Below are 25,957 nucleotides of genomic sequence, written 5' to 3' on the forward strand. Positions count from 1 at the left end.
CCGGGGTCTCGTCCGGCTGCTCGCGCCCCCTCAGTGTGCGCCCGCGGCCTCCGGCCCGCAGACCCGCGCGCGCGGTCGCGCGAGGCCGCATCCTCACGTCATATGGAGGGGGCCGACGTTTCGGCCCCGACGCGGGGGTACGCGTCGTCCAGGAGGCGGCGGTGGTGTGCGGCGCCGCCCGCGCGGGTCCGTCAGTGAGCGAGGGAGTGGTGGTATGACCAGCCGGCAGTCCGAGGGAACGGTCTTCGAGCGGGACCGGGACCTGCCGACCCCGGTGGCGGCGGAGGCGGGGTGGGACGCGACGGACGTGCGCGCGGTCGACACCATCCGGGTGCTCGCCGCGGACGCCGTGCAGAAGGTGGGCAACGGCCATCCGGGCACGGCCATGAGCCTGGCCCCGCTGGCCTACCTGCTCTTCCAGCGCGTCATGCGCCACGACCCGGCCGACGACCAGTGGCTCGGCCGGGACCGGTTCGTGCTGTCGTGCGGGCACTCCAGCCTGACGCTCTACATCCAGCTGTACCTGTCCGGGTACGGGCTCGAGCTCTCCGACCTTGAGGCCTACCGGACCTGGGGCTCGGTGACGCCGGGCCACCCCGAGTACCGGCACACCCGGGGCGTGGAGATCACCACGGGCCCGCTGGGCCAGGGCCTGGCCAGTGCCGTCGGCATGGCGATGGGCGCCCGCCGCGAGCGCGGGCTGCTGGACCCGGACGCGGCCCCCGGCAGCAGCCCGTTCGACCACCACGTGTACGTGATCGCCTCGGACGGCGACATCATGGAGGGCGTCACCTCCGAGGCGAGTTCGCTCGCCGGCCATCAGCAGCTCGGCAACCTCGTGGTGTTCTACGACTCCAACCGGATCTCCATCGAGGACGACACCAACGTCTCCTTCAGCGAGGACGTGGCCGCCCGCTACGCCGCGTACGGCTGGCACGTGCAGACCGTCGACTGGACCCGCACCGGCGCGTACGTCGAGGACGTCGACGCGGTCCTCGCGGCCGTCGGCGCCGCGCAGCGGGAGACCGGCCGCCCGTCGCTGATCGTGCTGCGCACCGTCATCGGCTGGCCCGCGCCGACCAAGCAGAACTCGGGCAAGGCCCACGGCTCGGCCCTGGGCGACGAGGAGGTCGCGGCCACGAAGAAGGTCCTGGGCTTCGACCCCGGCCGCGACTTCGTGGTCGAGGACGCCGTCCTGGAGCGCGCCCGCGCGGTCGGCGGGCGCGGCCGGCAGGAGCACGAGCGCTGGCAGGAGGGCTTCGACGCCTGGCGCGCGGCCCACCCGGACAACGACCGCCTGCTGCGCAGGCTGCTGGCCGACGAGTTCCCGAAGGGATGGGCGGACGCGATCCCGGAGTTCCCGGCCGACGAGAAGGGCATGGCCACCCGCAAGGCGTCGGGGAAGGTCCTCACCGCGCTCGCCGGGGTGCTGCCCGAGCTGTGGGGCGGTTCCGCCGACCTCGCCGGGAGCAACAACACCACGATGGAGGGCGAGCCGTCGTTCGTGCCGGCGGAGCACCAGACCGCCATGTGGAAGGGCGGACCGTACGGCCGCACCCTGCACTTCGGCATCCGCGAGCACGCCATGGGCTCGATCCTCAACGGCATCACCCTGCAGAGCCTCACCCGCGCCTACGGCGGCACCTTCCTGACCTTCAGCGACTACATGCGCCCGGCCGTGCGCCTGGCCGCCCTGATGAAGCTGCCCACGATCTACGTGTGGACCCACGACTCCATCGGCCTGGGCGAGGACGGCCCCACGCACCAGCCCGTCGAGCACCTGGCCGCGCTGCGCGCCATCCCGGGTCTCGACGTGGTGCGGCCCGCCGACGCCAACGAGACCGCGGTGTGCTGGCGTACCGTCCTGGAGCACAAGGACCGGCCGGCGGCCCTGATCCTCACGCGGCAGAACCTCCCGGTCCTGGACCGCGGCCCCGGTGCGGGGTTCGTCCCCGCCGGCGAGGCGGCCAGGGGCGGTTATGTGCTGGCCGACCGGGGACCGGGGCCGGAGCCGGACGTCATCCTGGTGGCCACCGGTTCCGAGGTCCAGATCGCCCTGGAGGCGTGCGGCCTGCTCACCGCGGAGGGCCGCACCGTACGGGTGGTGTCGATGCCGTGCCGGGAGTGGTTCGCCGCCCAGGACCGGGCGTACCAGGACGAGGTGCTGCCGCCGGCGGTGCGGGCGCGGGTGAGTGTCGAAGCCGCGGTCGGCCAGGGCTGGCGCGAGGTGGTGGGCGACGCCGGACGCATCGTGAGCCTGGAGCACTTCGGGGCCTCGGCCGACTACCGGCGGATCTACCAGGAGTTCGGGATCACGGGCGAGGCCGTCGCGGAGGCCGCGCGGCGGAGCGTCGAGGACACCGGGCGCCCCCCGCGTCCCGGCGGCGTGCAGCACACCTCCGCCCCGTCCGGGGGCGGAACCGCCGACCGCGGCTGACCGGCCCCGGTTCCGGGGTCCGAGCTCGCCCAGCCGGCGCCGTCATGCGGTCCGAAGGCCGCACACCGGCCGGGCGGGCTCTGCCAGCCTACGTCGGCGCTGGTGAGGACGGCGTGTCGTACGCGCCTCGGCCCGCGCGCATCAGCGCCGCGCGGCCGTGGCGCAGTCGATGCAGTGCCGGACGAGGGGCAGGGCCAGGACGCGTTCGCGGTCGATGGGCCGTCCGCAGGAGGCGCAGGTCCCGTAGTCGCCGCTGTCGAGCTGGCCCAGCGCCTCGTCGGCGAGGCGCAGTTCCTCGCGGGCGTGCTCCGCGCGTTCGGCGATCCCCTGGGACCGGGTCGTGCGCTCGGCCTCGTCGGCCGCGTCCAGGACGCAGTCGTCGGCGAGCGCCGCGTGGTCGCGTTCGGCATCCGCGAGACCGGCGCGTGCGGCGCCGGCCGCGGCGGTGAGCGCCTCGCGGGCGAGTCGCCGGTCCTTGGCGGTCACGGCCCGCGGGCCGTGACCCCGTCGTGCTTCGGGAGAGACCATGGGTGGCTCCGTCCTCGTCCCCGGACCAGGCGGGGGATCAGTGCAGGTAGGACAGCAGGGTGCGGGCGGCCGGGCTGACCCGGTCCTCCTTGGGCAGGGCGGCCGAGACCTCCCACTGGTGGTCCTCGGCGCCCACCAGGTCGAGGGTGCACAGGCCCGCCGCGTGTTCCTTGCGGGCGATCGGCAGCGGCACGACGGCGATGCCGAGCCCGTGGTGCACCAGGTCGATCAGGCTGTGGACGTCGTTGACCTCCAGGGCGACCCGGCGGTGCACGAGGTTGGCCGCGAACGCCCGGTCGCTCAGTCCGCGCGCTCCCCAGTCGGGCTGGAAGTCCACGAACACCTCGCCGCCCAGCTCGTCCCAGTCCACCTTGCCCGCACCGGCGAGCGGGTGGTCCGGGTGGCAGAGCACCACCATCGGGGCGCGCGTCAGCGGCTGGAAGCGGACGCCCTCGGGGGCCTCCCCGCACAGCGCGGTGAAGGCCACGTCGAGCCGGCCCGCGGTGATGTCCTGGACGAGCGCCGCGGACCCGGCCTGCCGCAGCCGGATCTCCACTCCCGGGTGCCGGGAGCGGAAGCGGGCGAGCAGCGCGGGCAGGTCCACTCCCGCGACGCACTGCTCCGTGCCGATCGTGAGAACGCCCCGCATCAGGCCCTGTACGGCGTCCACCGCCTCCTTGGCGGCGCGCACGCTGGACAGGGCGCGGGAGGCCTCGGCCAGCAGCGCCTCACCGGCGGCGGTGAGTTCCACACTGCGGGTGCTGCGTACGAACAGCGGCGCGCCCAATTCCTGCTCCAGGGCGCGCACCGACGCGGACAGGCCCGACTGGGAGATCATCAGCCGTTCGGCGGCGCGGGTGAAGTGATGTTCCTCCGCGACCGCGACGAAGTGCTCCAGATGCCGTAGCTCCATGATTCAGAAGCGTAACTCCTGAATGTGTTCGCTTTCTCCTGTTGGACGTGTGGGCCGGGATGCGGTCAGGCTGTGAGGCGTGCCGGCCCGGCCGCGGAACACCTCCGGTCGAGCCGGCACGGCCAGCCGGGCACCCCGGCCGGGACGCACGTCGAGAGAGGTCTCGGACACATGCAGACTCGCCGCATCGGTGACATCGAGGTCAGCGTCATCGGCCTGGGCGGGATGCCCATGTCGATCGAGGGGCGGCCGGACGAGGCACGGTCCATCGACACCATCCACGCGGCGCTCGACGCCGGTGTGACGCTGATCGACACCGCGGACGCCTACCACCTGCACGCCGACGAGGTCGGCCACAACGAGTCGCTCATCGCCAAGGCCCTCGCCTCGCACGAGCGCGGCTCCGATGTCCTGGTCGCCACCAAGGGCGGTCACCTGCGCCCCGGTGACGGCAGCTGGACGGTGAACGGCTCGCCCGCGCACATCAAGCAGGCGTGCGAGGACTCCCTGCGCCGCCTGGGCGTCGAGGCGATCGGGCTGTACCAGTTCCACCGCCCCGACCCGACGGTGGACTACGCCGACTCCGTCGGCGCGGTGCGCGACCTGCTCGACGAGGGCAAGATCCGCATGGCCGGCATCTCCAACGCGAACCCGGAGCAGATCCGGCTGGCGAACGAGATCCTCGGCGGACGCCTGGTCTCGGTGCAGAACCAGTTCTCCCCGGCGTTCCGCTCCAGCGAGCCGGAACTGCGCCTGTGCGACGAGCTCGGCATCGCGTTCCTGCCGTGGAGCCCGCTCGGGGGCATCTCGCAGGCCCGTGAACTGGGCTCCGCCTACGCGCGGTTCGCGCAGGTCGCCAAGACGCACGGCGTCAGCCCGCAGCGTGTGTGCCTGGCCTGGATGCTCGCCAAGTCCCCGATCGTCGTCCCGATCCCGGGGTCCAGCCGGCCGGAGACCATCCGCGACTCGGTGGCGGCCGCGGAACTCACCCTGACGGCCGAGGAGTTCGCCGCGCTCGACGTGATGTGACCCCACCCGGAAGGGGCCAGGGACGGGACGGCGGTCGGCGTGAGCGCCCTCCCGTCCCCGGCGGTCGTCATCAGGCGTTGGGGTTGAACGGGATCCCGGCCGGCATGGCCTTGGCCAGGTGGGCGTTGAAGTTGCCGTCCTTCAGGCCGAAGACGGCGCTGCCGAAGTCGTACGCGCTGAGCTTGTCGCGCAGACCGGCCGGGTAGCCGTTCCAGCCGACGAGGGTCGGGTACTGCCAGGTGTGGTAGTGGTTCTCCGGCGGCTCGTCGTTGGTGTTGGCCAGCCGGAAGCAGTGGGTGCCGATGCCGTCCTTGTGGTAGACGACCTTGGGGTGGGTACCGTCCCAGCGGACCTGGTCGGCGCTGTAGACATTGAAGTTGCCGTGCGCGGAAGTGGCCACGTACTTCGCCTGGTTGTCCTGGGTCCAGACGACGACGTGCTCCCAGTCGTTGCGGTGGCCGCCGAGGCTGATGCCCGGGATGGCCTGGTCCTTCTCGAAGTAGAGACCGTAGATGATCGCGCACCAGCCGTTGTTGCACTTGTAGCGCGAGTAGCCGTTGGTGTTGTCGAGGTCCGAGGCGTCACGGCAGTTGCCGTTGAGGGCGCCGGTCGGGTTCAGGCCCGGGTTGATCGTGCCGTCGCGGCCGATGGCGGGCGAGGAGTAGCAGCCGTCGGTGTCGTAGTCGAAGGCGGGCTCGAAGCTCTGCTCGAAGCTGTCCGCGTTGGCGGGGAGGGCGGGCGGCGGGGCGGCGAACGCCACGCCCGGCAGGGCGAGCACCAGCGCGGCGGCGCCGCCGAAGACGACGGAGACTCTGCGGATCCGGGGGCTGTTCTTCACTGCGTCCTCCTGATCGGCCGCGGCGGGGGGAGCGCGGCCTGATTGACATGCCCGGATCAGCTTTGTCGAACCGTGTTGACGCGTCGAGCGTTGCCAGGTGTCACCGTGATGAAGGGTCAGCCAATAGCGGGGACGGCCGCGTGAGCTGGGGAGTTGTTCGGCACGCCGGACTGCGCGGGGCCCAGGGCCCCTCGGCAGGAGGGGAGTCCGGCCGGCGGCGGGGCGTCCGCCCCGGGGGGTGTGCCGGGTTCAAGGACGTGCTCCCGGCCGGCGCCCTCAGGGGCGTGCGGCGGTCGGGCGGACAGGGCGGTGCGGCACGGACCGCGCGTCACGGCCGCGGCGCGGCGGAGGTCAGAGCAGGCAGAGCGCCCGGTCGGCGGCCTTGCGGAGGACGGCGGCGCTGAGGATCAGCCCCTCGCGCTCCTGCTCGTCCATCGCGGGCTCGAACACCTCGCGCACCCCCTCGGCACCCACCACCGCCGCGAGCGAGAGCGTCGTCCCGTACGCGGCGGAATGCGCGGCGACGGGCAGGACCGCGCCCTCGTCGCGCAGCACCGCCTCGACGAGGCGTGCGGAGACCGCGCCGATGCCGTACTGGCTGGCGCCCGTTCCCTCGATGATGGCGATGTTCGCGTACCTGATGGCGTCCTCGATCCGCGCGCGTGCGTCCGCCACCGAGGTCCCGGCCCGGCGCAGCATCTCCGCGACGGGGATCCCGCCGGCGGTGGCCGAGGACCACAGCAGCACTTCCGAGGTGCCGTGCTCGCCGACGACCGTCGCCTGCACGTCGGCCGCCCTCACCCGCAGGGCGTCGGCGAGATGGACGCGGAAGCGGAGGCTGTCGATGAGCGTGCCGGTGGAGAAGACGCGGTCGTGCCCGGCGATCCGCCGCGTGACCTCGGCGAGGGGTTCCGGCGGGTCGGTGACGACCATGAGCACCGCCTCCGGCGCCGCGGCCACGACCTGGGGCACCACGTCGGCGAAGACCTTGGTGTTGGTGTCCAGCAGGCGCAGCCGCCCCTCCGGGTCCGAGCGGTCGGTCGCACCCCCGCCGCGCTCGTTGACGCCCGCCGTGATCGCCACGAGGGCGGCGCCGGCGAGCTCCGCGTAACCGCCCGCGCGCACCCGCACGGTGGGGGAGAGCGGGGCGGCGTAGCGCAGGTCGGCCGCGACTCCGTCGGCCCGCTGCGTGTCGCGGTCGACCAGGACGATCTCGCGGCACATGCCGCCCCGCTCGACCAGGCAGAGCGCGGTGGCGGCTCCCACGGAACCCGCCCCGACGACGCCGACCTTCATGAGGACCCGTCCTTGTCCGCGTGGAGTGCGAAGAAATCCACGTCCAGGATCATCGCGGCGCCCGGCCCCCGCATCCGGTGGGCCGCCGCGCACCGCCGCCCGGTTGACGGGCCGGGCGGCGGCGCCGCGCGCGTCCGTCAGCCGCGGGTGTCCAGGACGACGCGGAAGCGGGCGCGGCCCGACATCATGTGGGCGAAGGCCTTCGGTGCCTCCGACAGGGGCATGACCTCGTTCATCGACCGGATCTCCTGGCGCAGGGCGAAGCGCAGGTTGTCCTCGTTCTCGATGGGCGAGCCGGTCAGGCTGCCGGTGACGGACCGGGTACCGAAGATCATCGCGATCGGGTCGACCGGAACGGGCTCGCCGCCCGCGCCCACGACGATCATGCGGCCGCGCGGCGCCAGCCCGCGGACCAGCGGGCCCATGGACGCGCTGTCGGACGCCGTGGCGATGACCGCGGCCGCTCCGCCCAGGGCCTGGAGGGCCTGGGCCGGGTCCGTGGTGAGGCTGTCGATGTAGTGCTCCGCGCCGAGTTCGGCCGCGAGCGGGGCCTTCTCCGGGCCGCGGGCGATGGCGGCGACGCGGTAGCCGAGGCTGCGCGCGTACTGCACGCCGAGGTGGCCGAGGCCGCCGATGCCCTGGACCGCGACCAGTTCGCCGGGCCGGGCGCCGGTCTGCTGGAGCGCCTTGAAGACGGTCAGGCCGGCGCACAGCAGCGGGGCGGCGTCGATCGAGGACAGGCCGTCCGGGATGCGCACGAGACCGCTCGCCCGCACGTACGCGACCTCGGCGTAGCCGCCGTCGATCGACGTGCCGGTCGTCGGCTGGGCGGCGCAGTTGACGAAGTCGCCCCGGCGGCAGGAGTCGCACGTGTGGCAGGGGCCGCTGAGGAAGCCGACGCCGACCCGGTCGCCGGGCTGCCAGGCGGTGACACCGGCACCGACCTCATCGATCACGCCGGCGATCTCGTGGCCGGGCACGATCGGCGCCGAGGGATCGGGCCGCATCCCCGCGACGGCGAGGTTGTCGGAGTGGCAGACACCGCAGGCCTCCACGCGCAGGCGCACCTGCCCGGGCAGCGGTTCGGCCAACTCCCGCTCGACGAAGGCGAAGTCGCCGGATCCGGACACCTGGACGGCTCGATACACGGACATGTTCTTCCTTAGAGGTGGGGGAGGGGGCGGAGCCTCGTGCGGCCCCGCCGTGGCGCCTGCGGTCGCGCGGAGCCCTGCTTCGGGCGCGCGGCGTACACGGAAGGTAAGCGCCATTCATCTGATGACGCTTACGACGCTAACATCGCGAAGGTAGCGGTGTAAAGGTCTATTGGATTTAGCCCATGTCCGCGCGCAACGGCTGAGCCGCGGGAGTCACGGGCACGGCACAGAAGGCCGCGGCGGGGGAGGGGCGGTCAGCGGGCGCTGTCGCCCGCCGGGGCGGACGTGCTGCCGCGCTCCCGGTACGCCGCGACATTGGCGCGGTTGCCGCACACCTCGTACGAGTGCCAGCGCCGCGTCCGGCTGCGGCTGGTGTCGTAGAACACCTCGCGGCAGATCTCGCTGGCGCACAGGCGCAGCCGCGTCCAGGCGCCGGCGCCGACGAGTTCGGCGACGGCCAGCGTGATCCGGCCGACCACGGGGTCGCCGGAGGTCTGCCGCATGGACACGGAGCCGGGCAGGGAGAAGTCCTGCTGGAAGGTGACGGAGGCCACGCGCCCGGAGAAGGCCGCCCAGTCGCCGGCGGAGTCGTCGGGGTCGTTGCGCTCGGCCAGGGCGAGCAGGTCGTCGCGCACGGCGCGGACCAGCTCCACGCGCCGCGCGGAAGGTGCCTCGTCCTCCTGCCCGAAGGGGCGCAGCACACTCGTGGCGGACCCGGGCGTGTCGAGCTTGTCGGGCATGCCCGCGTAGGGGCGCGAGTTCAGCAGGTCGACCAGGGCGGCGGCGCTCTCGGGCACGGAGTCTTCCCGGGTGGCTGCGCGCGGCGTCCTGGTGGCCATGGCGTCAGGGTACACCGACATGGTCATTCCGGTCGATGCCCTTACAGGCACGGCGACGGGCGGCGCGCGAGCCCCGTCACCGCGGGGTCGCGCGCCGCCCGGGCGGTCGCGGGGTCAGTGCATCGCCTGCAGTTCCCGCGGCTCGGAGGTGTCGGACTGGTTGTCGGCGAAGGTGTTGCCGGTGCCCGCCGTGTCGCGGTTGGCGAGGTCGGCCGGCTTGTTGCCGCGCACGGTGTTGTTCTGGATGGTGTTGCCGGTGCTGGCCTTGCCCACCACGCTCTTGAAGAGCACGATGCCTCCGGACATGGGCGACTTGCCGCTGTTGTCGCGCACGTCGTTGTCCTTCACGACGGTCTTCTCCACGCCGGTGAGCAGGATGCCGGTGCCCTGGATGAAGGGCAGGCGGGTGCTTGCCGGGCAGTACTTGTTGTTCTTGGTGACGGTGTTGTGGCTGACCGTGAGCGCGCCGCCGCGCGGGACTCCCTCGTCACCCACGACGAAGATGCCGCCGCAGTTGGCGCCGATCTTGTTCTGCTCGACGGAGAGGTTGCGGACCCGGCGCAGGGTGAGACCGAACCGGTTCCCGTTGAGGGTGTTGTCCTTGACGAGCGCGCCCTTGGTGTCGAGGGCGCCGCCCTCGGTGTCCATGGAGTTGGCGAGGAAGATCCCGGACTCGCCGTTGTTCGTGGCGGTGTTGCCGGTGAACTGCCCGCGGACGGACTTCTCGAGCAGGATGCCCTGCTGCTTGTTGTCCCGGGAGGTCACCTTCACCGCCTGGAAGCCGTCGGCCTGCGTCGCGTGGATGCCGTTCGTCTTGAACCCGGTCACCGTCAGCGACTCCAGCCGCACGTCGGTGACCTTCTTCTTCGCCGTGCCGGTGACGCACAGGCCCTCGCCGGCCTTGGCGCAGGCGTTCTCCTTGCCGGTCTTGCTCGGCATGATCACGGTGGCCGTGCCGGCGCCGCGCAGCGTGAGCCGCGGCGTGGTGATCTGCACGCTCCCGTTGTAGGTGCCGGCCTCGATGTCGATGACGTCCCCGGGCGCCGCGTTGTCCACCGCCGCCTGGATCGATTCCCCCGGGTGGACGGTGTGGGCACTCACCTTCTGCATGTCGCTGCCGGTGGTGGTGCCGCCGCTGCTGCCGTTTCCGCAGCCGACCGCGCCCACGGCGAGCGCCGCCGCGGTTGCCGTGACCACGACGGCCCGGTGGGACCGAGGATGCTTCATGACATGTACCTGCTTTCCGCTGACCTGGGGGAGCCGTCGAAAAGAGACGCTATGGAGGGTTATGGAGCCCCGCCACTGGAGAGGGTCCGCGCAGTACCGGCCGCCGGACGGGGACGACTCCGGTCCCGGGGCGGATCGCGACCGGGTTCCGGGGCCGGGCGGAAGGTGCCGCGTGCCCGGGAGCCGGTCCGTCAGGCCGCAGCGGGAGAAGCCGACTTGCCCCGCGGGCGCCCCGCGGTCCGGGGCCGTTGTCAGTGCCCCGCCCTAGGGTGAGGGGCGGCACACATCCGCGACGAGAAACCGAGGTCTCCCCATGACGACCCTGCCCGATCGGCCGAACAGCGCGCTCCTCGTCATCGACGTCCAGAACGGTGTGGTGGACGGCGCCCACCGGCGCGACGAGGTGATCGCCAACATCAACACCCTGATCGGCGCGGCGCGCTCGCAGGACGTGCCCGTCATCTGGGTCCAGCACTCCGACGACGGCCTCAAGCGCGACAGCGAGCCCTGGCAGTACGTGCCGGAACTGGTCCGGGCGGAGGCCGAGCCCCTCGTCCACAAGAGGTACGGCGACTCCTTCGAGGACACGGAGCTGGAGACCCTGCTCGCCGAGCGCGGCGTCGGAAGGCTCGTCGTCACCGGCGCCCAGACCGACGCGTGCATCCGCTCGACGCTGCACGGCGGCCTCGTCCGCGGATACGACGTGACGCTGGTCGGCGACGCGCACACCACGGAGGACCTCTCCGCGTACGGGGCACCCACCCCGGAGCAGGTCGTCGCGCACACCAACATGTACTGGAAGTGGCAGAGCGCCCCCGGCCGCCGCGGCGGGACGGTCGACACGGCGGACGTCAGCTTCGCGGCGGTGGCCGAGGACTGAGCGGGCCGGGCGGGAGGCGGCGCGGGGTCCGTGCGGGGCCCGTCCGCCGTCCCCGCGCGGGAACCTCATGCGCCGAACCGTACGGAGTGTCACCTTCCGCGGGGCGGGAAAGGCGTTTCGCGCGCCGCCCGTACGACCCTGACGCACGCTTTCAATTCGTCCGAAACCAAATGGCCGATTCCGTACGTCTGTAGGTTCACCTGCGCGGGGCATCGTGCCGGGCGGGGACGTACAACGAAAGCTTGGGGGGATCGAACCGATGGTGAACACCCGTACCCGTAACCGCGGTCGAGCGCGGACGGCGCTGCTCGGGGCGCCCGTCGCGGCGCTGCTGGTGCTGGCGCTCGCGGGATGCCAGGACCCGGCGTCGGACGCCGGCGACAAGGCGAGCGCGCCCGCCGGGAGCGCGACCGCAGGGGGCGAGGCGGCCCCCGGCACGGCGCAGCCGGACGGGCAGTCGTCCGCGCCCGCGTCGTCCTCGGCCACTTCCTCGGCCGGCTCGGCGGCGGACGACCCGTGTGCCCTGGTGAACCAGACGGAGGCCGACCAGCTCGCGGGCATGTCGCTGGACCCCGGAAGGGCCATCGGGGACACCTGCACCTACACCGCTCCGCCCAGCGGCCCGACCGGGCAGGTCGAGGTGTTCGTGGGCGAGTCCGGCAAGAACTACTACGACGCCGAGCACCAGATCCACGGCGACAGGCTGAAGCCGCTCAAGGACGTGGGCGACGAGGCGTACCTGGAGGACGGTTCGGTCTTCCTGCGCGTCGGCGAGCAGTGGGTCTCGATCCGGCTGGTGCGCACCGAGGACTCCCAGCACGAGGACCAGCCGCTGACGGAGCTGGCGCGTACGGTGGCCACCCGCCTCTGACGGCTCCGCCGCTCACGGGGCGCCGCCCGGGATGCCGGACAGGTCCGGCATCCCGGTGGCCACCCGCAGCCGGGTGAACTCCCTGGCGAGGGCCGCGGGCGGGTAATGGGCGTTCAGCCCGCTGGGGTTGGGCAGCACCCAGATCCGGGTCCCGCCGATCGTCTCCTCCTGCGGGCCCACCACGGCGTCGGGCACACCGAACGCCGCGCGGTAGCCGGTGACGCCCAGCAGGGCCAGCCACACCGGGCGGCGGGCGCGCACCCGGCGGCGCAGCGTCCGCCCGCCGGCCACCAGCTCGTCCCGGGACAGCTCGGCCGCCCGGACGGTCGGCCGGCGCACGATGCACGTGATGCCGACGCCGTACCGCAGCAGCTCGGCGTCCTCCTGGCCGGTGAGCCGCCGCGGGGTGAAGCCGGCCCGGTGGAGCGCCGGCCACAGCCGGCTGCCCGGGGTGGCGAAGTGGTGTCCCGCCCTGGCCGAGGACAGGCCGGGATTGATGCCCACCAGCAGCAGCGGCAGGTCGTCGGCGATCAGGTCCGTCAGCCGGCCCGCGCGGGCCGGGGCGGGAACGTCCGCCATGTGTCCTCCCTGTGCTGGTCTGCATCCGCGTGACTGGTAACCCTGCGCGGGCGTACGGGTACGGCCCCGCCCCGGGAGGGGAAGGGCCGTGTCCGTCGTGCCGGGGTCAGCCCTTGGCGCGGGCCGGGAGCTTCCAGCCCGGGCGCGGGAAGTGGCAGGTGTACCCCTCGGGGTAGCGCTCCAGGTAGTCCTGGTGCTCGGGCTCGGCCTCCCAGAACGGACCCACGGGCTCGACCTCGGTGACGACCTTGCCCGGCCACAGCCCGGACGCCTCGACGTCCCCGATGGTGTCCTCGGCGACCCGCTTCTGCTCGTCGTCGGCGTAGTAGATCGCCGAGCGGTAGCTCAGGCCGATGTCGTTGCCCTGGCGGTTCTTCGTCGTCGGGTCGTGGATCTGGAAGAAGAACTCCAGGAGCGCCCGGTAGTCGGTCTCCGCGGGGTCGTAGGCGATCTCGATCGCCTCCGCGTGCGTCCCGTGGTTGCGGTAGGTGGCGTTGGGCACGTCGCCGCCGGTGTACCCGACCCGCGTCGAAATCACGCCGGGCTGCTTGCGGATCAAGTCCTGCATGCCCCAAAAACAGCCACCCGCCAGGGTGGCCTTGTTGCTCGTCGGCGCGGTCATGGTCGGTCCTTCCTTGTCGTCGTGTCCGTTTCCCGCTATGCAAGCAACGGAACGCGGCCGCCGGGGATTCCCGCCGCTTCTGTGCGGGCTCTCCTCGCGGCCAGCCGCAGGTCACGGGTCCCGGCCCGCCGGTCGCCTCCCAGTATTGGCCCTCGCGGGTCGCACGGGCGACGGCGGGGGCCCGGCCCTCGCCCGCCGTCGTGCGCAGGGCGGTCCGCGCGGGCGCCGGAGGCGGGTCCGCCGGTCTTCGTGATCTCCGGCAGGACGAGCCGTGTTACCGTCGGTGCTCGCGGTGCGGCACCCGCCCGCGCTCCCCGTCCCGCACCCTTCCCCGGCAGCCGGGACGCGGGCGACCGGTTCGCCGATGCGGACGCCCGGTGTGGTGCCCTTGGTGTGTGAGTGCCCGCGGGGCGGAGGCCGTCACGTCCTGCCCTCGGGTGCAGGAAGGTGCGGCATGAGGCGTGACCCCTCCCCGACGACGGACCCCGGCGGCAACGTGGCCCTGACGCGTGCCGCGCAGGCCGGCGACATCGTCGCCCTGGGGCTGCTGCTGGAGGCCCACCGGCCCGGCATGCGTGCGGTCGCGCTCAGCATCCTGGGCCCCGGGCCCGACGCCGACGACGCCGTCCAGAACGCGGCGCTGACCGCCCTGCGCCGCATCGGCGACGTGCGCGACCCGGCGGCCGTCGGCGCGTGGCTGCGCATGATCGTGCGCAACGCCTGCCGAAGCCTCCTGCGGGCGTCCTCGCGCACCGTGCCCCTCGACGACCTCACCCGCGTCGCCGCGGGCCCCGGCCCCGAGGAGGTCCTGGAGCGCCACGCGCTGCGCGACTGGGTCTGGGAGGCGCTGGAGGAACTGTCCCCGACCCTGCGCGTACCGATGGTCCTGCGGCACTTCAGCTCGCGTGTCACCTCGTACGAGGAGATCGCCCGGGCCTGCGCCGTGCCCGTGGGGACGATCCGCAGCCGGCTCAGCCAGGGGCGGGCCAAGCTCGCCGAGGCGCTGGCCGCGACGGCGGCGGGCGCCCACAGCGACGCCGCGCGGCGCACGTCGGCCAGCTGGGAGGACGCCCACGACACGCTGGCGGCCGCCGAGCGCGGCGACTTCCGCAAGGTGCTCGCCGAGCGGTGGAGCCCGGCCGCCGCGCTGATGCAGGGCGACACCCGGCTGGGCGGCACCGAGACGCTCCTGCTCGGGATGGAGTGCGACCTGATCGCCGGGGTGCGGCAGCGCCCCGTGCACGTGGCCGCGGGCAAGGGGCTCACCGTCTGGGAGATGGATCTGATCAATCCGCCGGACGACCCCGAGCACTGCCCGCCCGCGGTCGCCTGGATCATGACCCTCGATGGCGGCCGCGTGGAGCGGCTGCGCCTCTTCCACCAGCCGCGGGTGCCCCTTCCGCCTCTTCCACCCCTTGCCGCGGCGGCGTGACCGAGGTCACACCGCCGTGACCGAACTCCTTCCCCCCGCCCGCGTCCTGTCGGTGTCCTCACCCCCTCACCGATGGGAACCGCGATGAACGCACCCACCGCCGGCCCGCTCGCCACCGGCACTCACACGATCACCGTGAACGGTGTCGACCAGCGTTACCACGTACACGGCACCGGCCCGGTGTGCGTGGCGCACTCCGGCGGGCCCGGCATCGCCTGGGAGTACCTGCGCATGCCCGAGCTGGAGCGGCGGCTCACGATGGTCTACGTCGAACCGGCCGGCACCGGGGGCTCCGGCCGGCTGCCCACGCACCCGCACGGCTACACGCGCGAGCTCTACAGCAGGCACCTCGACGCGGTCGTCGACCACCTCGGTGTGCCCACGGTGCACCTGCTGGGCCACTCCCACGGCGGTTTCGTCGTCCAGTACCACGCCTTGCACCGCCCCGGGCGGATCGCCGGGATCGTCCTGTACGACAGCGCGCCCGTCACCGGACCCGAGCATGGCGCCGAGGCGATGCGCAAGGTCGAGGAGTTCGCCACCCGGCACGCGGAGCACCCCGGTCTGCCGGAGGTCCTGAAGGCCTTCCAGTCGGTGCCCTCCATGGCGTCCGACGAGGACGTGGTGGCCGCGATCCGCGGGCTGCTGCCGGCGTACTTCGCCGACTACTGGGGCCGGGAGAGCGAGTTCGCCGCGATGCGGGACACCGTCACCGGGTGGTACATCTCCGGCCTGGACGCCGACCTCTCCCCGGACCTGATCGACGACCGCGGCACGCTGGGCTCGCTGACGGTGCCGGCCCTGGTCGTCGTCGGGCGGCACGACGTCATCTGCGGTGTGCGGTGGGCGGAGGAACTCCAGAAGCTGATCCCCGGCGCCGAACTGCTGGTCCTGGAGGACAGCGGCCACTTCGGGCACCTGGAGCAGCCCGGGGAGTTCGCGGACGCCGTCGCGGCCTTCGTCACGGCGGGCTGAGCGCGAAGCCCTGCGGGCGGCCCGGCCGGGCCGCCCGCAGGGTGGGTTCGTCAGGCGCCGTCCGCCTGCTGGTGACTGCCGTAGGGGCGGGTGATGATCTCCATTCCGTGCCCCGCGGGGTCGAGGAAGTACAGGCCGCGTCCGCCGTGGTGGTGGTTGATCCCGCCCGGCTGCTTCATGTGCGGATCGGCGTAGTACGTGAGGCCGGCCTCCCGGATGCGGGCGAAGGCGGCGTCGAACTCCTCGTCGGGGAGGAGGAACGCGTAGTGCTGCATGACGATCGACTCCGCGGGAACGGTGGCGAAGTCGAGCGTGACCCCGTTGCTCGTGGCGACCGGGACGAACGGCCCCCACTCCGCGCCGACTTCAAGGCCCAGGATGCGGGCGAGGAAAGCGGCGGACTCCCGGTTGTCCCGGGCGTGGACGATGGTGTGGTTCAACTCGACGGGCATGTGTGGAATGCCTCCATGGGCAATCTCACGGGCACCTCCATGCCTCACCCGGCCGGTGACCGGCACGCGATGCCGTACTCCCCAGCCTAGTGGCCACCGCGCGGGCCGGCGGTCCGGGGGCGGGCCCGCGGCCCCGGACCGCCCGATGACGGCGCGTACCATCGCAAGGACGGCCGGGTGACGGCCGGTACCGGAACGGGCACAGCCACCCGCCGGACGTGCGAGGGGCCGCCGGAGGTTCCGCAGGAGGTGGACCGGACATGAGCAGGGTCTCTCAGGCCGAGGCGCGGGCCAATCGGGAGCGCGTGGTCGAGGCCGCCTCCCGGCTCTTCCGCGAGCGCGGCGTGGCGAACGTCAGCGTCGCGGACGTCATGCAGGCGGTCGGGCTGACCCAGGGCGGTTTCTACAAGCAGTTCGCCTCCAAGGACGCCCTGGTCGCGGAGGCCGAGGCCAAGGGCTTTGCGGACATGCTCCAGTACCTGGCGGGACTGGAGGCGGACAGCGGCAGCCACGACGCGGCCGTGTCCGCGCTGCGCGCCATGTACCTCTCCACGGACCACCGCGACGCCCCCGGCAGCGGGTGCCCCGCCGCCGGTTTCGGCGGCGACGCCGCCCGGGAACCCGAGTGGCGTGCCGCCTACACCGCGGGGGTCCGCGACATGGCCGACTGGGTCGCTCCCGGGAAGGCCGGGCTGGTGGGCCTGGCCACGCTCGTGGGGGGCATCCTCCTGTCCCGGGCCACCGCGGGATCGCCCCTGTCGGAGGAGATCCTTCAGGCCGTGCGCGAGGCCGCGACGCCGGACGCCGGGGCGGCCGGCGGGTAGCGGCCCGCGGCGGCCGTCACCGCGTGCCGGTGGGGTCCGCCGGTGGCGGGCCCTCGATCCCCTGCGGCGTGAATCCGAAGACGCGTCCGTACAGGGACAGTTCCGCCTCCAGCGCGGCCACCATGGTGTTCTGCCGGCGGAAGCCGTGGCCCTCCCCCTCGAAGACGAGGTGGGAGTGGGGGACGGACCGCCCCTGCAGGTCGCGCAGGAACGCCGCGCTCTGCTCGGGCGGGCAGATGACGTCGTCCGTGCCCTGGAGGAGCACGAACGGCACGGTCATCTCGGCGGTGCGGAAGGCCGGGGAACGCTCCTCGTAGCGCTCGGGGACCGACCGCATCGGGCCGACCAGGGCGTCGAGGTAGTGCGACTCGAAGTCGTGCGTGAGCCCCGCGGCGAGCGACCGGAGGTCCAGGACCGGGTAGTACAGTGCAGCGCACGCGTACATGTCGGTGACCGCCAGGGACAGCGCGGCGGTGAAGCCGCCCGCGCTGTGCCCGCGGATCGCGAGGCGCCCGGCGTCGGCCGTCCCTTCCTCGACCAGCGCCCGGGCGACGGCCGCGCAGTCCTCGACGTCCACCACGCCCCACTGCTCGCGCAGCCGCTCGCGGTAGGCGCGCCCGTAGCCGGGCGTCCCGCCGTAGTTGACGTCGACGACGCCGATGCCGCGCGAGGTGAAGTACGCGATCTCCGCGTTGAGGGTGAGCGGGGCCCGCAGCCCGGGACCGCCGTGCGCCCACACGACGTACGGGGGCAGCTCGTTGCCGGGGCCGTGGGCCAACGGGCCGCGGGGCGCGTGGACATGGGCGTGCACCCGGCGCCCGTCCGGTCCGGTGAAGACCCGCGCCACCGGTTCCGGGAACACCTCGTCCGGCACGGGCAGCCGGGGTGCCGGGCCCGTCGTCCGGCCCGTCGCCGTGGCGGTGTCCACCTCGACGACCTCGTAGGGCGTGCGGGTGCCGCCCGCGACCCCGACGACGCGCGTCCCATCGGTGTCCAGGTGCGGCAGCCACTCGGTCCAGGGCCCCGGCACGTCCGTCAGCGCGCCGTCCCCGGGGTCCAGGAACGCGAGGCGCTGCCCGCCGACGCCGTGCAGCACGGCGAGCCGCCCGTCGCCGAGCGGCGCGAACCAGCGCAGGCCGAGCCGCTGGCAGCCGGCGAACTCCTCCTCGGCCGGACGCAGCGGGCGGGCGGCGCCGGTCCCCGGGTCGACGGAGTACAGATTCCACCAGTCGGTGTGCTCCCAGGCGGCCAGTATGCGGCCGTCCGGCCCCCACTCTGCCTGCGCGACCGGCTCGCCGGGGCCGCCGAGGAGCGTCCGGGCGTTCCGGGCCGTGCCGTCCGGGCCGATGTCGGCGATGCGCAGCTCCGCCGCGTCCCACGGCATGTGCGGGTGGTCCCAGGCGAGCCAGATCGCCTGCCGCCCGTCCGCGGACCAGCGGGCGCCGGAGACGAAGCGGTGCCCGTCGTCCCACAGTTCGCGCACCGCCGCACGGTCCTCGGCGGCAGATCCGTCGAGCGGCACCGCGGCCTGCGCCCTTCGCACGTCCCCGGGCCCTTCGCCGGTGAACTCCTCCAGCACACAGCGGACTTCGCCGCCCCCGGGGTCGATCTCCGGCTCGGACCAGCGCAGTCCGCCGCCGACGGGTGAGAGCGGGGTCAGCGGGCGCGGCAGGGAGCCGGGGACGCCGGGCTCGTACGCGTACAGCCGCTGGTCGGCGAAGTTCACGAAGACGGCGAACGCGCCCCGTGCGCCGGTCGTGGCCGCCCACGGGCGGCCGCCGTACTCGATGACGCGGCTCCGGACGTTCCACGGCACCGGCAGCACGTCCGTGACGGAGCCGTCGGCACGCCGCCGCACGAGCGCCGAGCGGCCGTCCTCCGCGGGGCGCGGTTCGATCCACCACACCTCGTCCCCGACGAGTCCGGGGTACGACGGCGAGGCCACCTGCCCCGCGGTCGTGCCGGCGGTCGCGATCCGTGCGGTGAGCGGTGACGGCCAGGCGCCGTACGGCGTGGCGGTGCCGGTCATGGGGTCCTTCCGGGAGGGGTGGTTCGGGGCGGTCCGGCGCTCAGGATTCGCCGGTCACGGGACGGTCCCGCCCGGGCTGCCGGTCGTCGCTGCCCGAGACGGCGAGGCTCCCGAGCAGACGCAGGAGTTCCTCGTCCCGGCTGCCGGGTTCCGCGTGCAGTACAACGAGGACAAAACCGTCGGTGCCGCCCACGGTCATTTTGTCGGCCTGCAGATCCAGGTCGCCCACCAGGGGGTGGGTCAGCCGGGTGAGGTGGCCCTTCTGGGGCCGTACGTCGTGGCGTCCCCACAATTGGCGGAAGCGCTCGCTGCGCAGGGAGAGTTCACCGACGAGCTCGTTCAGCCGCGGGTCCTCGGCCCCCGGGCCGGCCTGCGCGCGCAGCGTCGCGACGCCCTCCCGTGTCACCGCCTCCCAGTCCCTGCGCCGGTCCCGCTCCGCCGGATCGAGGAAGGCGGCCCGCAGCAGGTTGACGCCGCGGGTGTTGTTCGGGGACAGGGCCGCGCCGAGCGCGTTCGCCCCGAGGACGTCGAAGAACCTGTTCTGCACCCAGGCCGGATGGACCGGCCAGCCGTCGATCAGCTGCCGGATGCTCGGCGGCATGTGCTCCAGCCGCGGCTTGCGCGCCGTGGACCGGGCCCGCGCCCTGCCGGCCGCGCCGGTCCGCGCCAGCGCCAGCAGATGGGCGGTGGCGTCGTCGTCCAGCCGCAGCACCCGGGCGATCGAGGCGAGCACCTGCGCCGAGGGATTGCGGTCGCGGCCCTGCTCCAGCCGCAGGTAGTAGTCCGAGCTGATGCCGGCAAGCAGCGCGACCTCCTCCCGGCGCAGGCCCTTCACCCGCCGCAGTCCCACCGGCGTGATGCCGGCCTCCTCGGGCCGGACCAGGCCCCGGCGCGCCCGCAGGAAGTCGCCGAGTGCGTTCGTACCGTCCATGCGGTCGACGGTAACCGCGGCGGGCCGCCGTGTGCCTGGCCCTCTCACTCCCATGAACACGAGGGCACTGCCGTCCGGTACGGCGTCCGCGCAGGGTGGTTGTCGGCCGGACCCCGGCGGGCACCCCCGCCGGCGCGACCGCCCGGCCCGGCGGGGCCGCACCCGCCCTCCACCCCCGACAGCACACCGACATCCATCGAGGAGTCCACCATGACCACCACACTCGTCACCGGCGGCAACAAGGGCCTGGGCCGCGAGACCGCCCGGCGGCTGATCGCGCTCGGGCACACCGTCTGGATCGGCTCCCGCGACACCGCACGGGGCCGGGCCGCCGCCGAGGACCTCGGTGCCCGCTTCGTCCGGCTCGACGTCACCGACGACGCCTCCGTCGGCGCGGCGGCCGAGGAACTGCGCCGCCAGGAGGGCCGCCTCGACGTCCTGGTCAACAACGCGGGCGTCTTCGAGGGCATGGTCGACGCCGAGCAGGCCACGGCCGCCCACATGACCCACGTCTTCGACGTGAACGTCATCGGCCTGGTGCGCGTGACGCATGCCTTCCTGCCGCTGCTCCGGGCGTCGGACAGCCCCGTCGTGGTGAACGTCAGCAGCGGACTCGGCTCCCTCACCGTGGTCCAGGACCCCGCGCGGCACGAGTCCCACTTCGTGACGCCCGTCTACGCCTCCGCCAAGGCCGCGGTGAACATGCTGACCGTCCAGTACGCCAAGGGCCTGCCCACCATGCGGGTCAACGCCGTCGAGCCCGGCTTCAGCGCCACCGACCTGCACGGCCTGAGCGGCGAGGGCATCCAGAGCCCCGAGCAGGGCGCCGAGGCGATCGTGATGCTCGCCACGATCGGCGGGGACGGCCCCACCGGCACCTTCACGGACCGCAACGGCCCGCTGCCCTGGTGACCTGCCGCCCCGCGGGCCCGGCCGGCCTACCGCCGCGGGCCCGGCCGGCCTACCGCCGCGGGCCCGCCGGGACGGCCCGCCCGCACGGTTCCGCAGGTGATCCCAGTAACATGCCAGGAGTGGGTCGAAGCGGCGCATAACCGTTCCGGTCCCGTACGCGCCGCCGACCGACGGTCGCGGCCAGCCCCGAGCCGGAGATACCGACACGCACATGGTGACCATCGCCTACCAGGGAGAGCCGGGGTCGAACTCGGCCGCCGCGGCCCGTGACCTGTACCCCGGAAGCCGCGACCTGCCCTGCACGACCTTCGAGCAGGCCCTGGAGGCGGTGACGCTGGGTACCGCGGACCTCGCGGTCATCCCCATGGACAACTCCGCCGCCGGCCGCGTCGCCGACGTCCACCACCTGCTCCCGGACTCCGGTCTGTCGATCATCGCCGAGTACTTCCTGCCCATCCGCTTCGACCTGATGGGCGTCGCGGGCGCGTCGCTGGACGACGTGCGGTGCGTCCGCAGCCACGTGCACGCCCTGGGTCAGTGCCGGAAGATCATCCGCGAGGGCGGCTGGCAGACCCTCGTCAGCGACGACACCGCCGGTGCCGCGCGCGAGGTCGCCGAGCTGGGCGACCCGCGGCATGCCGCGCTCGCTCCGCCCGGCGCCGCCGCCCTCTACGGGCTGAAGGTGCTGCGGAGCGGTGTGGAGGACACCCACGACAACACCACCCGCTTCGTCGTCCTGTCACGGGACGCGCAGCTGCCCGAGGTCACCGGTGAGCCGATGATGACCAGCCTCTTCTTCTCGGTGCGCAACATCCCGAGCGCGCTGTACAAGGCGCTGGGCGGCTTCTCCAGCAACGCCGTCAACATCACCAAGATCGAGAGCTACCAGGTCGGCGCCGGGCTCAAGGCCAGCCGCTTCTACATCGAGATCGAGGGCCACCCCGACGAGAGCAGGGTCGCCCTGGCCCTGGAGGAGCTGCGCTTCTTCTCCTCGGAGGTGCGCTTCATGGGCGTGTACCCGGGGCACGCCCACCGCGCCGCCGAAGGCGCCTGACCGACCGGCTCCGCACGCGGGCCCGGTGCCCCCCGCCGGGGGGGCACCGGGCCCGCTGTGCCGCTACGCCTGCGCGGCGTAGCGCTCCGCCGGCTGCGACCGCGAGAGCACCGGGGCGAGCGCGATGCGGGCCTCGTCGTACGCCTTCCAGGTGCCGTACTCCGGCAGCGAGGGGATCGTCACCAGCTCGCCCGCGTCGAGACCGGCGAGTCCCGCCCGGGCGGCGTCGCGCGGGGACATCACGACCTCCTTGGGCAGCTGGTCCAGCTCGATGCCCGAGCCGTCCCAGATCGTCGTCTCCAGCGCGCCCGGGACCACGACCTGCACCCGCACCGCGGAGTCGGCGAACTCCTGGGCCAGCGCCTGGGTGAAGGTGATCGCGTACGCCTTGGCCGCGCCGTACACCGCGGCGACCGGCGGGGTGTTCAGCGCGAACGCGGACGAGATGTTGACGATCGAGCCCGCGCCGCGCCCGGCGAAGGCCTTGGCCGCGGCCGCCGCGATCCGGGTGACGGACGTCAGGTTGAGCGTGATCAGCGACTCCAGCTGGTCCGGATCCGCCGCGGACAGCGGGCCGAACAGCGCGTTGCCCGCGTTGTTGACCAGGATGTCGATCGCCGTGTCGGAGGCCAGCCGGGCCTCGACGGCCCTGATGCCCTCAGTGGTGGAGAGATCCGCGCTCACGACCGAGACCTCGCGCCCTGAGCGCTCCGCCAGGCTCGCGGCGGCCTTCTCCAGCCGCGCCTGGTCCCGGGCGACCATGACGATGTCGTACCCCCGTGCGGCCAGCTCCTCCGCGTAGGCCGCGCCCAGGCCCGCGGTCGCGCCCGTGATGAGTGCCGTTCCGGCCGATGCTGTGGACATGCTGATCCCTCTCGTTCGTCGACGCGCCAGCGCGTCCTTAGATACTCACCATAATCTAAGACGGATGTGCGACGTCCTATTCCGGGTTCGGCGCACGGAGTGCGGGCGAGGGCGCGACCGCGTCGACGCGGATGCCGCGCAGGGGTCAGCGCGGCTGGGCGGCGGCGGCCCGGACGGCCTCCAGCGTCACGTCGAGCAGGACCCCGACGCGCTCGGTGCCGCCGCTCTCCGTCCATGCGGTGACGGCCGTGTTGAGGCAGGCCAGTACGGCCGTGGTGACGGCACGGGCCCGCAACTCCCGCCGCTCGCCGTCGAGTCGGGCCGCGACGAGGGGGACCAGCAGCTCCTGCCACTCCAGTTGCTTCTTCGCCAGCGCGCCGCGCAGCCCGGGCGTCCCGGCGAGCATCACCGACGTGGCCAGGAGCCTGCCGTCGGGGTCGCGGTCCAGGGCGTCCACGTGGCCGTCCACTGCGTGCCGCAGCGCCTGCCACAGGGGCTCGTCCACGGGCCGTGCCGCCAGCCGGTCGGCGATCCCCTGACCGATGGCGGTCAGATTCCCGACGACCATGTCCTCCTTGCTGGCGAAGTAGCGCGAGACGCTCCGCCCGGACATGCCGATCTCGGCCGCGATCTGCTCGATGGTGGTCTTCTCGAAGCCGTGCTCGATGAACAGCGCCATCGCGCGGTCGGCGATCTGCGACCGCACCGTCTGCCGCGTCATCTCCCGAAGGCCCGATCGTGCTGCGTCCGCGCTGCCCATGGGCCCAGCCTATCGGTCACTGACAATGCGGCCGCCCGTCGACATTCCTGTCAGGCGATGCCGGGTCAGAGCTGCGTCTGCCCGCCGTTGACCTCGTAGACGGAGCCCGTGACGAACGACGCCTCGTCGGAGAGGAGGAACGCCACGACCGCGGCCACCTCCTCCACACCACCGGTGCGGTTCATCGCCGTCTTCGCCGCGATCGCGGCACGCACCTCGGGCGGCAGCGCGCGGGCGGAAGGGGCGTCGATCGGGCCCGGCGCGACCGCGTTGACGCGGATGCCGCGCCCGGCGTACTCCACGGCCGAGGAACGCGTCAGGCCGATGATGCCGTGCTTGGAGGCCGCGTACGCCGCCCGTCCGGCGTGCGCCATGACGCCGGCGGTGGACGCCATGTTCACGATCGCCCCACCGTCGCCCTGCGCGAGGAAGCGGGACAACTGCGCCCGCATGCTGTGGAAGACGCCGGTCAGGTTGACCTCGATGACGCGAGCCCAGTCGGGTGGGGCTATCTCGTGGGTGTCGACGAGCCGGGGCGTGACCCCCGCGTTGTTGAAGGCGATGTCGAGCCGGCCGTACGCGGCGACGGTGAACTCGACCATTCGCTCGGTGTCCTCGACGACCCGGACGTCGGCTTCAAAGGGCACGGCCTCGCCGCCCGCGGCAGTGATCTCACGGGCCACACGCGCGGCGCCGGCGCTGTCCGCGTCGGCCACGACGATCCGTGCGCCCTCGCGGGCGAGGCGCTTGGCCGCCGCCTCGCCGAGCCCCGATCCGGCACCCGTGACGATGCCGGCCCTTCCCGTGACGGACGACATGGCGGTCCTCCTCAACTCCGGTGCGCGATGACGGTGAAGACGGCGCCCTGCGGGTCGAGCAGCACCGCGATGCGGCCCGCGCCGGTGTCCGTCGGCCCCATGAGCACGGTGCCGCCCGCGTCCGAGGCGCGCGCCGCGCTCTCCGCCGCGTCCGCGACCGTGAAATACGCGTCCCAGTACGGCGGGAGCTCCGCGGGCATCCCCGGTGGCCGGGGAAGGAGCAGGGCGACCTGCGTGTCCGCGAGGTGCCAGGCCCGGCGGCCCAGCGGTGCCTCGGCGGGGCCGGCCTCCCATGCGAAGAGGGAGCCGTAGAAGGCGGCCGACGCGTCGGCGTCGTCGGTGACGAGCTCGCTCCACGCGAAGGTGCCGGGTTCGCTGGCCGGCGTGACGGTCTGCCGCGCGCCGGACTCGCGGAGGGCGAACCGCGCCCCGGCGGGATCGGTGACGTGCACGTCGTCCCCGCCGGGCGACGGGAGCACGCTGCCACCGGCGGCGGCGACCGCGCCGGCCGTCCTGGCGGCATCGGGCACGGCGACGAACGTCGTCCAGCCCGGCCGTGCCGGCTCGCCCACGGGCCGTAGCCCGGCGACCGGCCGCCCCTGGAGCAGGGCCGTGCGGTGTCCCTCCTGCGGGGTGTCCCGCGCGAACTCCCAGCCGAAGAGCGCGCCGTAGAAGGCGGCGGCGGCCTCGGGGTCGGGCGACCCGAGTTCGACCCAGCAGGGCCTGCCGGGGGTGGGGGTGGTGCTCATGTCTGCGCTCCTTGCGGTCCGGATGCGCCCCGGACTCATGCGGCGACTATAGACACAGTTGTCATTGACTGACAAGCAAGACGTTGACTGTCGAACTATATGACGTGTGCATGACAACTGGCTCCATACGAGCACTGCGCCGTCGTGGAGGGAAATGCTCAGGAAGCCGCTCGGTAGAGACCGCGCCCGGTGCGCCGTACCCGGGAGGCGCCGACGAGGCGGTCCAGCGTGCTGCGTACCGCGTTGATGCTGCCCGCGTTCGCGTCGCGGCCCAGGGCGGCGGCGACGTCGCGGGCCCGCACCTGGGCGCCGCCGGTGGTGGCCAGGTACTCCAGGATCTGCTCGGTCAGCCTGCCGTAGTTGCCCGGTACGGCGGCCGCGCCGGACCGGTCGCCGCGGGTGCCGACGGGTGACGGCGCCGCTCCGGCGGCCTCGTCCGCAACCGCCGCTGCCGCGTCCTCGTCCGGCGCCTGGAAGTCCTCGGCCGCGAGGGGGAAACGCTGCCCCTCGTCCGCGGCGACGTCACCGGTGATCCCGTCGAAGGGAACGGCGGGCATCAGCTTGTGGAGGGCGCCGAGGGCCCTGCGTACGGAACCGAGGTGCGCGACGACGGCGGCCAACTCCCGCTCCAGGCCGTGCCGCTGGGCTTCCAGGCGCTCGAGTTCGTCCTGGAGCGCCCGAGCGGTGGCCTCGATGTCACGAGCAGTGTGCGTGATGAAGACCATGCGCCCTCTCATCCTCGGCCCTGTGCCTTCGTCCCCGTGTCGTGCGCGCCCGGCGTCCTTGCCGCCGTACCCGTGAGGAGTGCGCGCAGCATACGGGACACGGCGATCCGCCTGGTACCCAGATTAGTACTGCAACGGTCTTTGTCGTGACGGGTGGGCAGCTTCGGGTGGTGTGTGACCGCGTCGTTTGTAGTGGCTGATTCGGGCTTGGTGTTGTCG

Annotated in this window: 26 protein-coding genes; 9 read left to right on the top strand and 17 right to left on the bottom strand. The window is 73.3% G+C overall.

The features are described 5' to 3' along the window. Positions 1-214: 214 nt before the first annotated feature. Positions 215-2,437, top strand: a complete 2,223-nt coding sequence (tkt, locus tag ACIP9H_RS19320; RefSeq protein ID WP_401959893.1) for a transketolase — start codon at positions 215-217, stop codon at positions 2,435-2,437. 141 nt (positions 2,438-2,578) lie between these two features. Here tkt and ACIP9H_RS19325 read toward each other — a convergent pair whose 3' ends face one another. Both ACIP9H_RS19325 and ACIP9H_RS19330 read right to left on the bottom strand, forming a co-directional pair. After that, entirely contained in the window at positions 2,579-2,965 is a 387-nt protein-coding gene (locus tag ACIP9H_RS19325; RefSeq protein ID WP_401959895.1) for a TraR/DksA family transcriptional regulator, read from the bottom strand. A gap of 37 nt (positions 2,966-3,002) precedes the next feature. Then, positions 3,003-3,878 (bottom strand): LysR family transcriptional regulator, encoded by an 876-nt coding sequence (locus ACIP9H_RS19330; RefSeq protein WP_401587242.1) that lies wholly within the window; start codon positions 3,876-3,878, stop codon positions 3,003-3,005. 171 nt (positions 3,879-4,049) lie between these two features. On the opposite strand from ACIP9H_RS19330, the gene ACIP9H_RS19335 reads away from it, so the two are divergent. After that, a complete protein-coding gene (locus ACIP9H_RS19335; RefSeq protein ID WP_401587245.1) occupies positions 4,050-4,907 on the top strand; it encodes an aldo/keto reductase in 858 nt (285 codons plus the stop codon). 70 nt (positions 4,908-4,977) lie between these two features. Here ACIP9H_RS19335 and ACIP9H_RS19340 read toward each other — a convergent pair whose 3' ends face one another. The 5 genes from ACIP9H_RS19340 to ACIP9H_RS19360 all read right to left on the bottom strand — a co-directional run bounded on the left by ACIP9H_RS19340 (position 4,978) and on the right by ACIP9H_RS19360 (position 10,261). Further along, entirely contained in the window at positions 4,978-5,745 is a 768-nt protein-coding gene (locus tag ACIP9H_RS19340) for an NPP1 family protein (RefSeq protein ID WP_360903463.1), read from the bottom strand. Positions 5,746-6,096: 351 nt separating this feature from the next. Beyond that, the gene (locus tag ACIP9H_RS19345; protein WP_401587248.1) at positions 6,097-7,041 is read right to left on the bottom strand and encodes a hypothetical protein; all 945 of its coding nucleotides are present in this window, start codon (positions 7,039-7,041) and stop codon (positions 6,097-6,099) included. Between the two features lie 137 nt (positions 7,042-7,178). Next, positions 7,179-8,195 (bottom strand): alcohol dehydrogenase catalytic domain-containing protein, encoded by a 1,017-nt coding sequence (locus tag ACIP9H_RS19350; protein WP_401587251.1) that lies wholly within the window; start codon positions 8,193-8,195, stop codon positions 7,179-7,181. Between the two features lie 254 nt (positions 8,196-8,449). Beyond that, positions 8,450-9,034 (bottom strand): CGNR zinc finger domain-containing protein, encoded by a 585-nt coding sequence (locus ACIP9H_RS19355; RefSeq protein WP_401587253.1) that lies wholly within the window; start codon positions 9,032-9,034, stop codon positions 8,450-8,452. Between the two features lie 114 nt (positions 9,035-9,148). Then, complete coding sequence (locus tag ACIP9H_RS19360; RefSeq protein WP_401587255.1) at positions 9,149-10,261, bottom strand: nitrous oxide reductase family maturation protein NosD; 1,113 nt, start codon at positions 10,259-10,261, stop codon at positions 9,149-9,151. A 313-nt stretch (positions 10,262-10,574) separates the two neighbouring features. Between ACIP9H_RS19360 and ACIP9H_RS19365 the strand changes: the two genes are divergently transcribed. Together ACIP9H_RS19365 and ACIP9H_RS19370 are read left to right on the top strand one after the other, a co-directional pair. Then, positions 10,575-11,141: a cysteine hydrolase family protein gene (locus ACIP9H_RS19365; protein ID WP_401587257.1), complete on the top strand. Its 567-nt coding sequence runs from the start codon at positions 10,575-10,577 to the stop codon at positions 11,139-11,141. A 259-nt stretch (positions 11,142-11,400) separates the two neighbouring features. Beyond that, a complete protein-coding gene (locus ACIP9H_RS19370) occupies positions 11,401-12,012 on the top strand; it encodes a hypothetical protein (RefSeq protein ID WP_401587260.1) in 612 nt (203 codons plus the stop codon). Between the two features lie 12 nt (positions 12,013-12,024). Here the strand turns inward: ACIP9H_RS19370 and mug are convergent, their stop codons facing one another. Together mug and msrA are read right to left on the bottom strand one after the other, a co-directional pair. Continuing rightward, entirely contained in the window at positions 12,025-12,591 is a 567-nt protein-coding gene (gene mug, locus ACIP9H_RS19375) for a G/U mismatch-specific DNA glycosylase (RefSeq protein WP_401587263.1), read from the bottom strand. 106 nt (positions 12,592-12,697) lie between these two features. Then, a complete protein-coding gene (gene msrA, locus ACIP9H_RS19380) occupies positions 12,698-13,213 on the bottom strand; it encodes a peptide-methionine (S)-S-oxide reductase MsrA (protein WP_401959898.1) in 516 nt (171 codons plus the stop codon). A gap of 454 nt (positions 13,214-13,667) precedes the next feature. Here msrA and ACIP9H_RS19385 point away from each other — a divergent pair, with 454 nt between their 5' ends. Together ACIP9H_RS19385 and ACIP9H_RS19390 are read left to right on the top strand one after the other, a co-directional pair. Then, positions 13,668-14,645 carry an RNA polymerase sigma factor gene (locus ACIP9H_RS19385; protein ID WP_401587267.1) on the top strand — a complete coding sequence of 326 codons (978 nt, stop codon included), beginning with the start codon at positions 13,668-13,670 and terminating at the stop codon, positions 14,643-14,645. 84 nt (positions 14,646-14,729) lie between these two features. Further along, complete coding sequence (locus ACIP9H_RS19390) at positions 14,730-15,620, top strand: alpha/beta fold hydrolase (protein ID WP_401587270.1); 891 nt, start codon at positions 14,730-14,732, stop codon at positions 15,618-15,620. A 50-nt stretch (positions 15,621-15,670) separates the two neighbouring features. On the opposite strand, the gene ACIP9H_RS19395 is transcribed toward ACIP9H_RS19390, so the two are convergent. Then, positions 15,671-16,072: a VOC family protein gene (locus ACIP9H_RS19395; RefSeq protein ID WP_401587273.1), complete on the bottom strand. Its 402-nt coding sequence runs from the start codon at positions 16,070-16,072 to the stop codon at positions 15,671-15,673. Between the two features lie 260 nt (positions 16,073-16,332). On the opposite strand from ACIP9H_RS19395, the gene ACIP9H_RS19400 reads away from it, so the two are divergent. Beyond that, positions 16,333-16,896 carry a TetR/AcrR family transcriptional regulator gene (locus ACIP9H_RS19400; protein WP_401587276.1) on the top strand — a complete coding sequence of 188 codons (564 nt, stop codon included), beginning with the start codon at positions 16,333-16,335 and terminating at the stop codon, positions 16,894-16,896. A 16-nt stretch (positions 16,897-16,912) separates the two neighbouring features. On the opposite strand, the gene ACIP9H_RS19405 is transcribed toward ACIP9H_RS19400, so the two are convergent. Continuing rightward, the gene (locus tag ACIP9H_RS19405) at positions 16,913-18,925 is read right to left on the bottom strand and encodes a prolyl oligopeptidase family serine peptidase (protein WP_401587279.1); all 2,013 of its coding nucleotides are present in this window, start codon (positions 18,923-18,925) and stop codon (positions 16,913-16,915) included. 40 nt (positions 18,926-18,965) lie between these two features. Next, positions 18,966-19,856 carry a helix-turn-helix domain-containing protein gene (locus tag ACIP9H_RS19410; RefSeq protein WP_401587281.1) on the bottom strand — a complete coding sequence of 297 codons (891 nt, stop codon included), beginning with the start codon at positions 19,854-19,856 and terminating at the stop codon, positions 18,966-18,968. Positions 19,857-20,066: 210 nt separating this feature from the next. Between ACIP9H_RS19410 and ACIP9H_RS19415 the strand changes: the two genes are divergently transcribed. Both ACIP9H_RS19415 and ACIP9H_RS19420 read left to right on the top strand, forming a co-directional pair. Continuing rightward, positions 20,067-20,768, top strand: a complete 702-nt coding sequence (locus ACIP9H_RS19415) for an SDR family NAD(P)-dependent oxidoreductase (protein ID WP_401587284.1) — start codon at positions 20,067-20,069, stop codon at positions 20,766-20,768. A gap of 211 nt (positions 20,769-20,979) precedes the next feature. Next, positions 20,980-21,822 carry a prephenate dehydratase gene (locus tag ACIP9H_RS19420; protein WP_401587287.1) on the top strand — a complete coding sequence of 281 codons (843 nt, stop codon included), beginning with the start codon at positions 20,980-20,982 and terminating at the stop codon, positions 21,820-21,822. Positions 21,823-21,885: 63 nt separating this feature from the next. On the opposite strand, the gene ACIP9H_RS19425 is transcribed toward ACIP9H_RS19420, so the two are convergent. The 5 genes from ACIP9H_RS19425 to ACIP9H_RS19445 form a co-directional block, all read right to left on the bottom strand. Then, a complete protein-coding gene (locus tag ACIP9H_RS19425; RefSeq protein ID WP_401587289.1) occupies positions 21,886-22,686 on the bottom strand; it encodes an SDR family NAD(P)-dependent oxidoreductase in 801 nt (266 codons plus the stop codon). A gap of 145 nt (positions 22,687-22,831) precedes the next feature. Further along, positions 22,832-23,407, bottom strand: a complete 576-nt coding sequence (locus tag ACIP9H_RS19430; RefSeq protein ID WP_401959902.1) for a TetR/AcrR family transcriptional regulator — start codon at positions 23,405-23,407, stop codon at positions 22,832-22,834. A gap of 104 nt (positions 23,408-23,511) precedes the next feature. Further along, positions 23,512-24,264 carry an SDR family NAD(P)-dependent oxidoreductase gene (locus tag ACIP9H_RS19435; protein WP_401587294.1) on the bottom strand — a complete coding sequence of 251 codons (753 nt, stop codon included), beginning with the start codon at positions 24,262-24,264 and terminating at the stop codon, positions 23,512-23,514. A gap of 11 nt (positions 24,265-24,275) precedes the next feature. Then, positions 24,276-25,013, bottom strand: a complete 738-nt coding sequence (locus tag ACIP9H_RS19440) for a VOC family protein (protein WP_401587297.1) — start codon at positions 25,011-25,013, stop codon at positions 24,276-24,278. A gap of 158 nt (positions 25,014-25,171) precedes the next feature. Then, positions 25,172-25,738: a hypothetical protein gene (locus ACIP9H_RS19445; protein WP_401587299.1), complete on the bottom strand. Its 567-nt coding sequence runs from the start codon at positions 25,736-25,738 to the stop codon at positions 25,172-25,174. Positions 25,739-25,957: the final 219 nt, after the last annotated feature.

Origin of the sequence: Streptomyces sp. NPDC088732 (assembly GCF_044751205.1) — a bacterium.
In the GTDB taxonomy this organism is placed as follows: Bacteria; Actinomycetota; Actinomycetes; order Streptomycetales; family Streptomycetaceae; genus Actinacidiphila.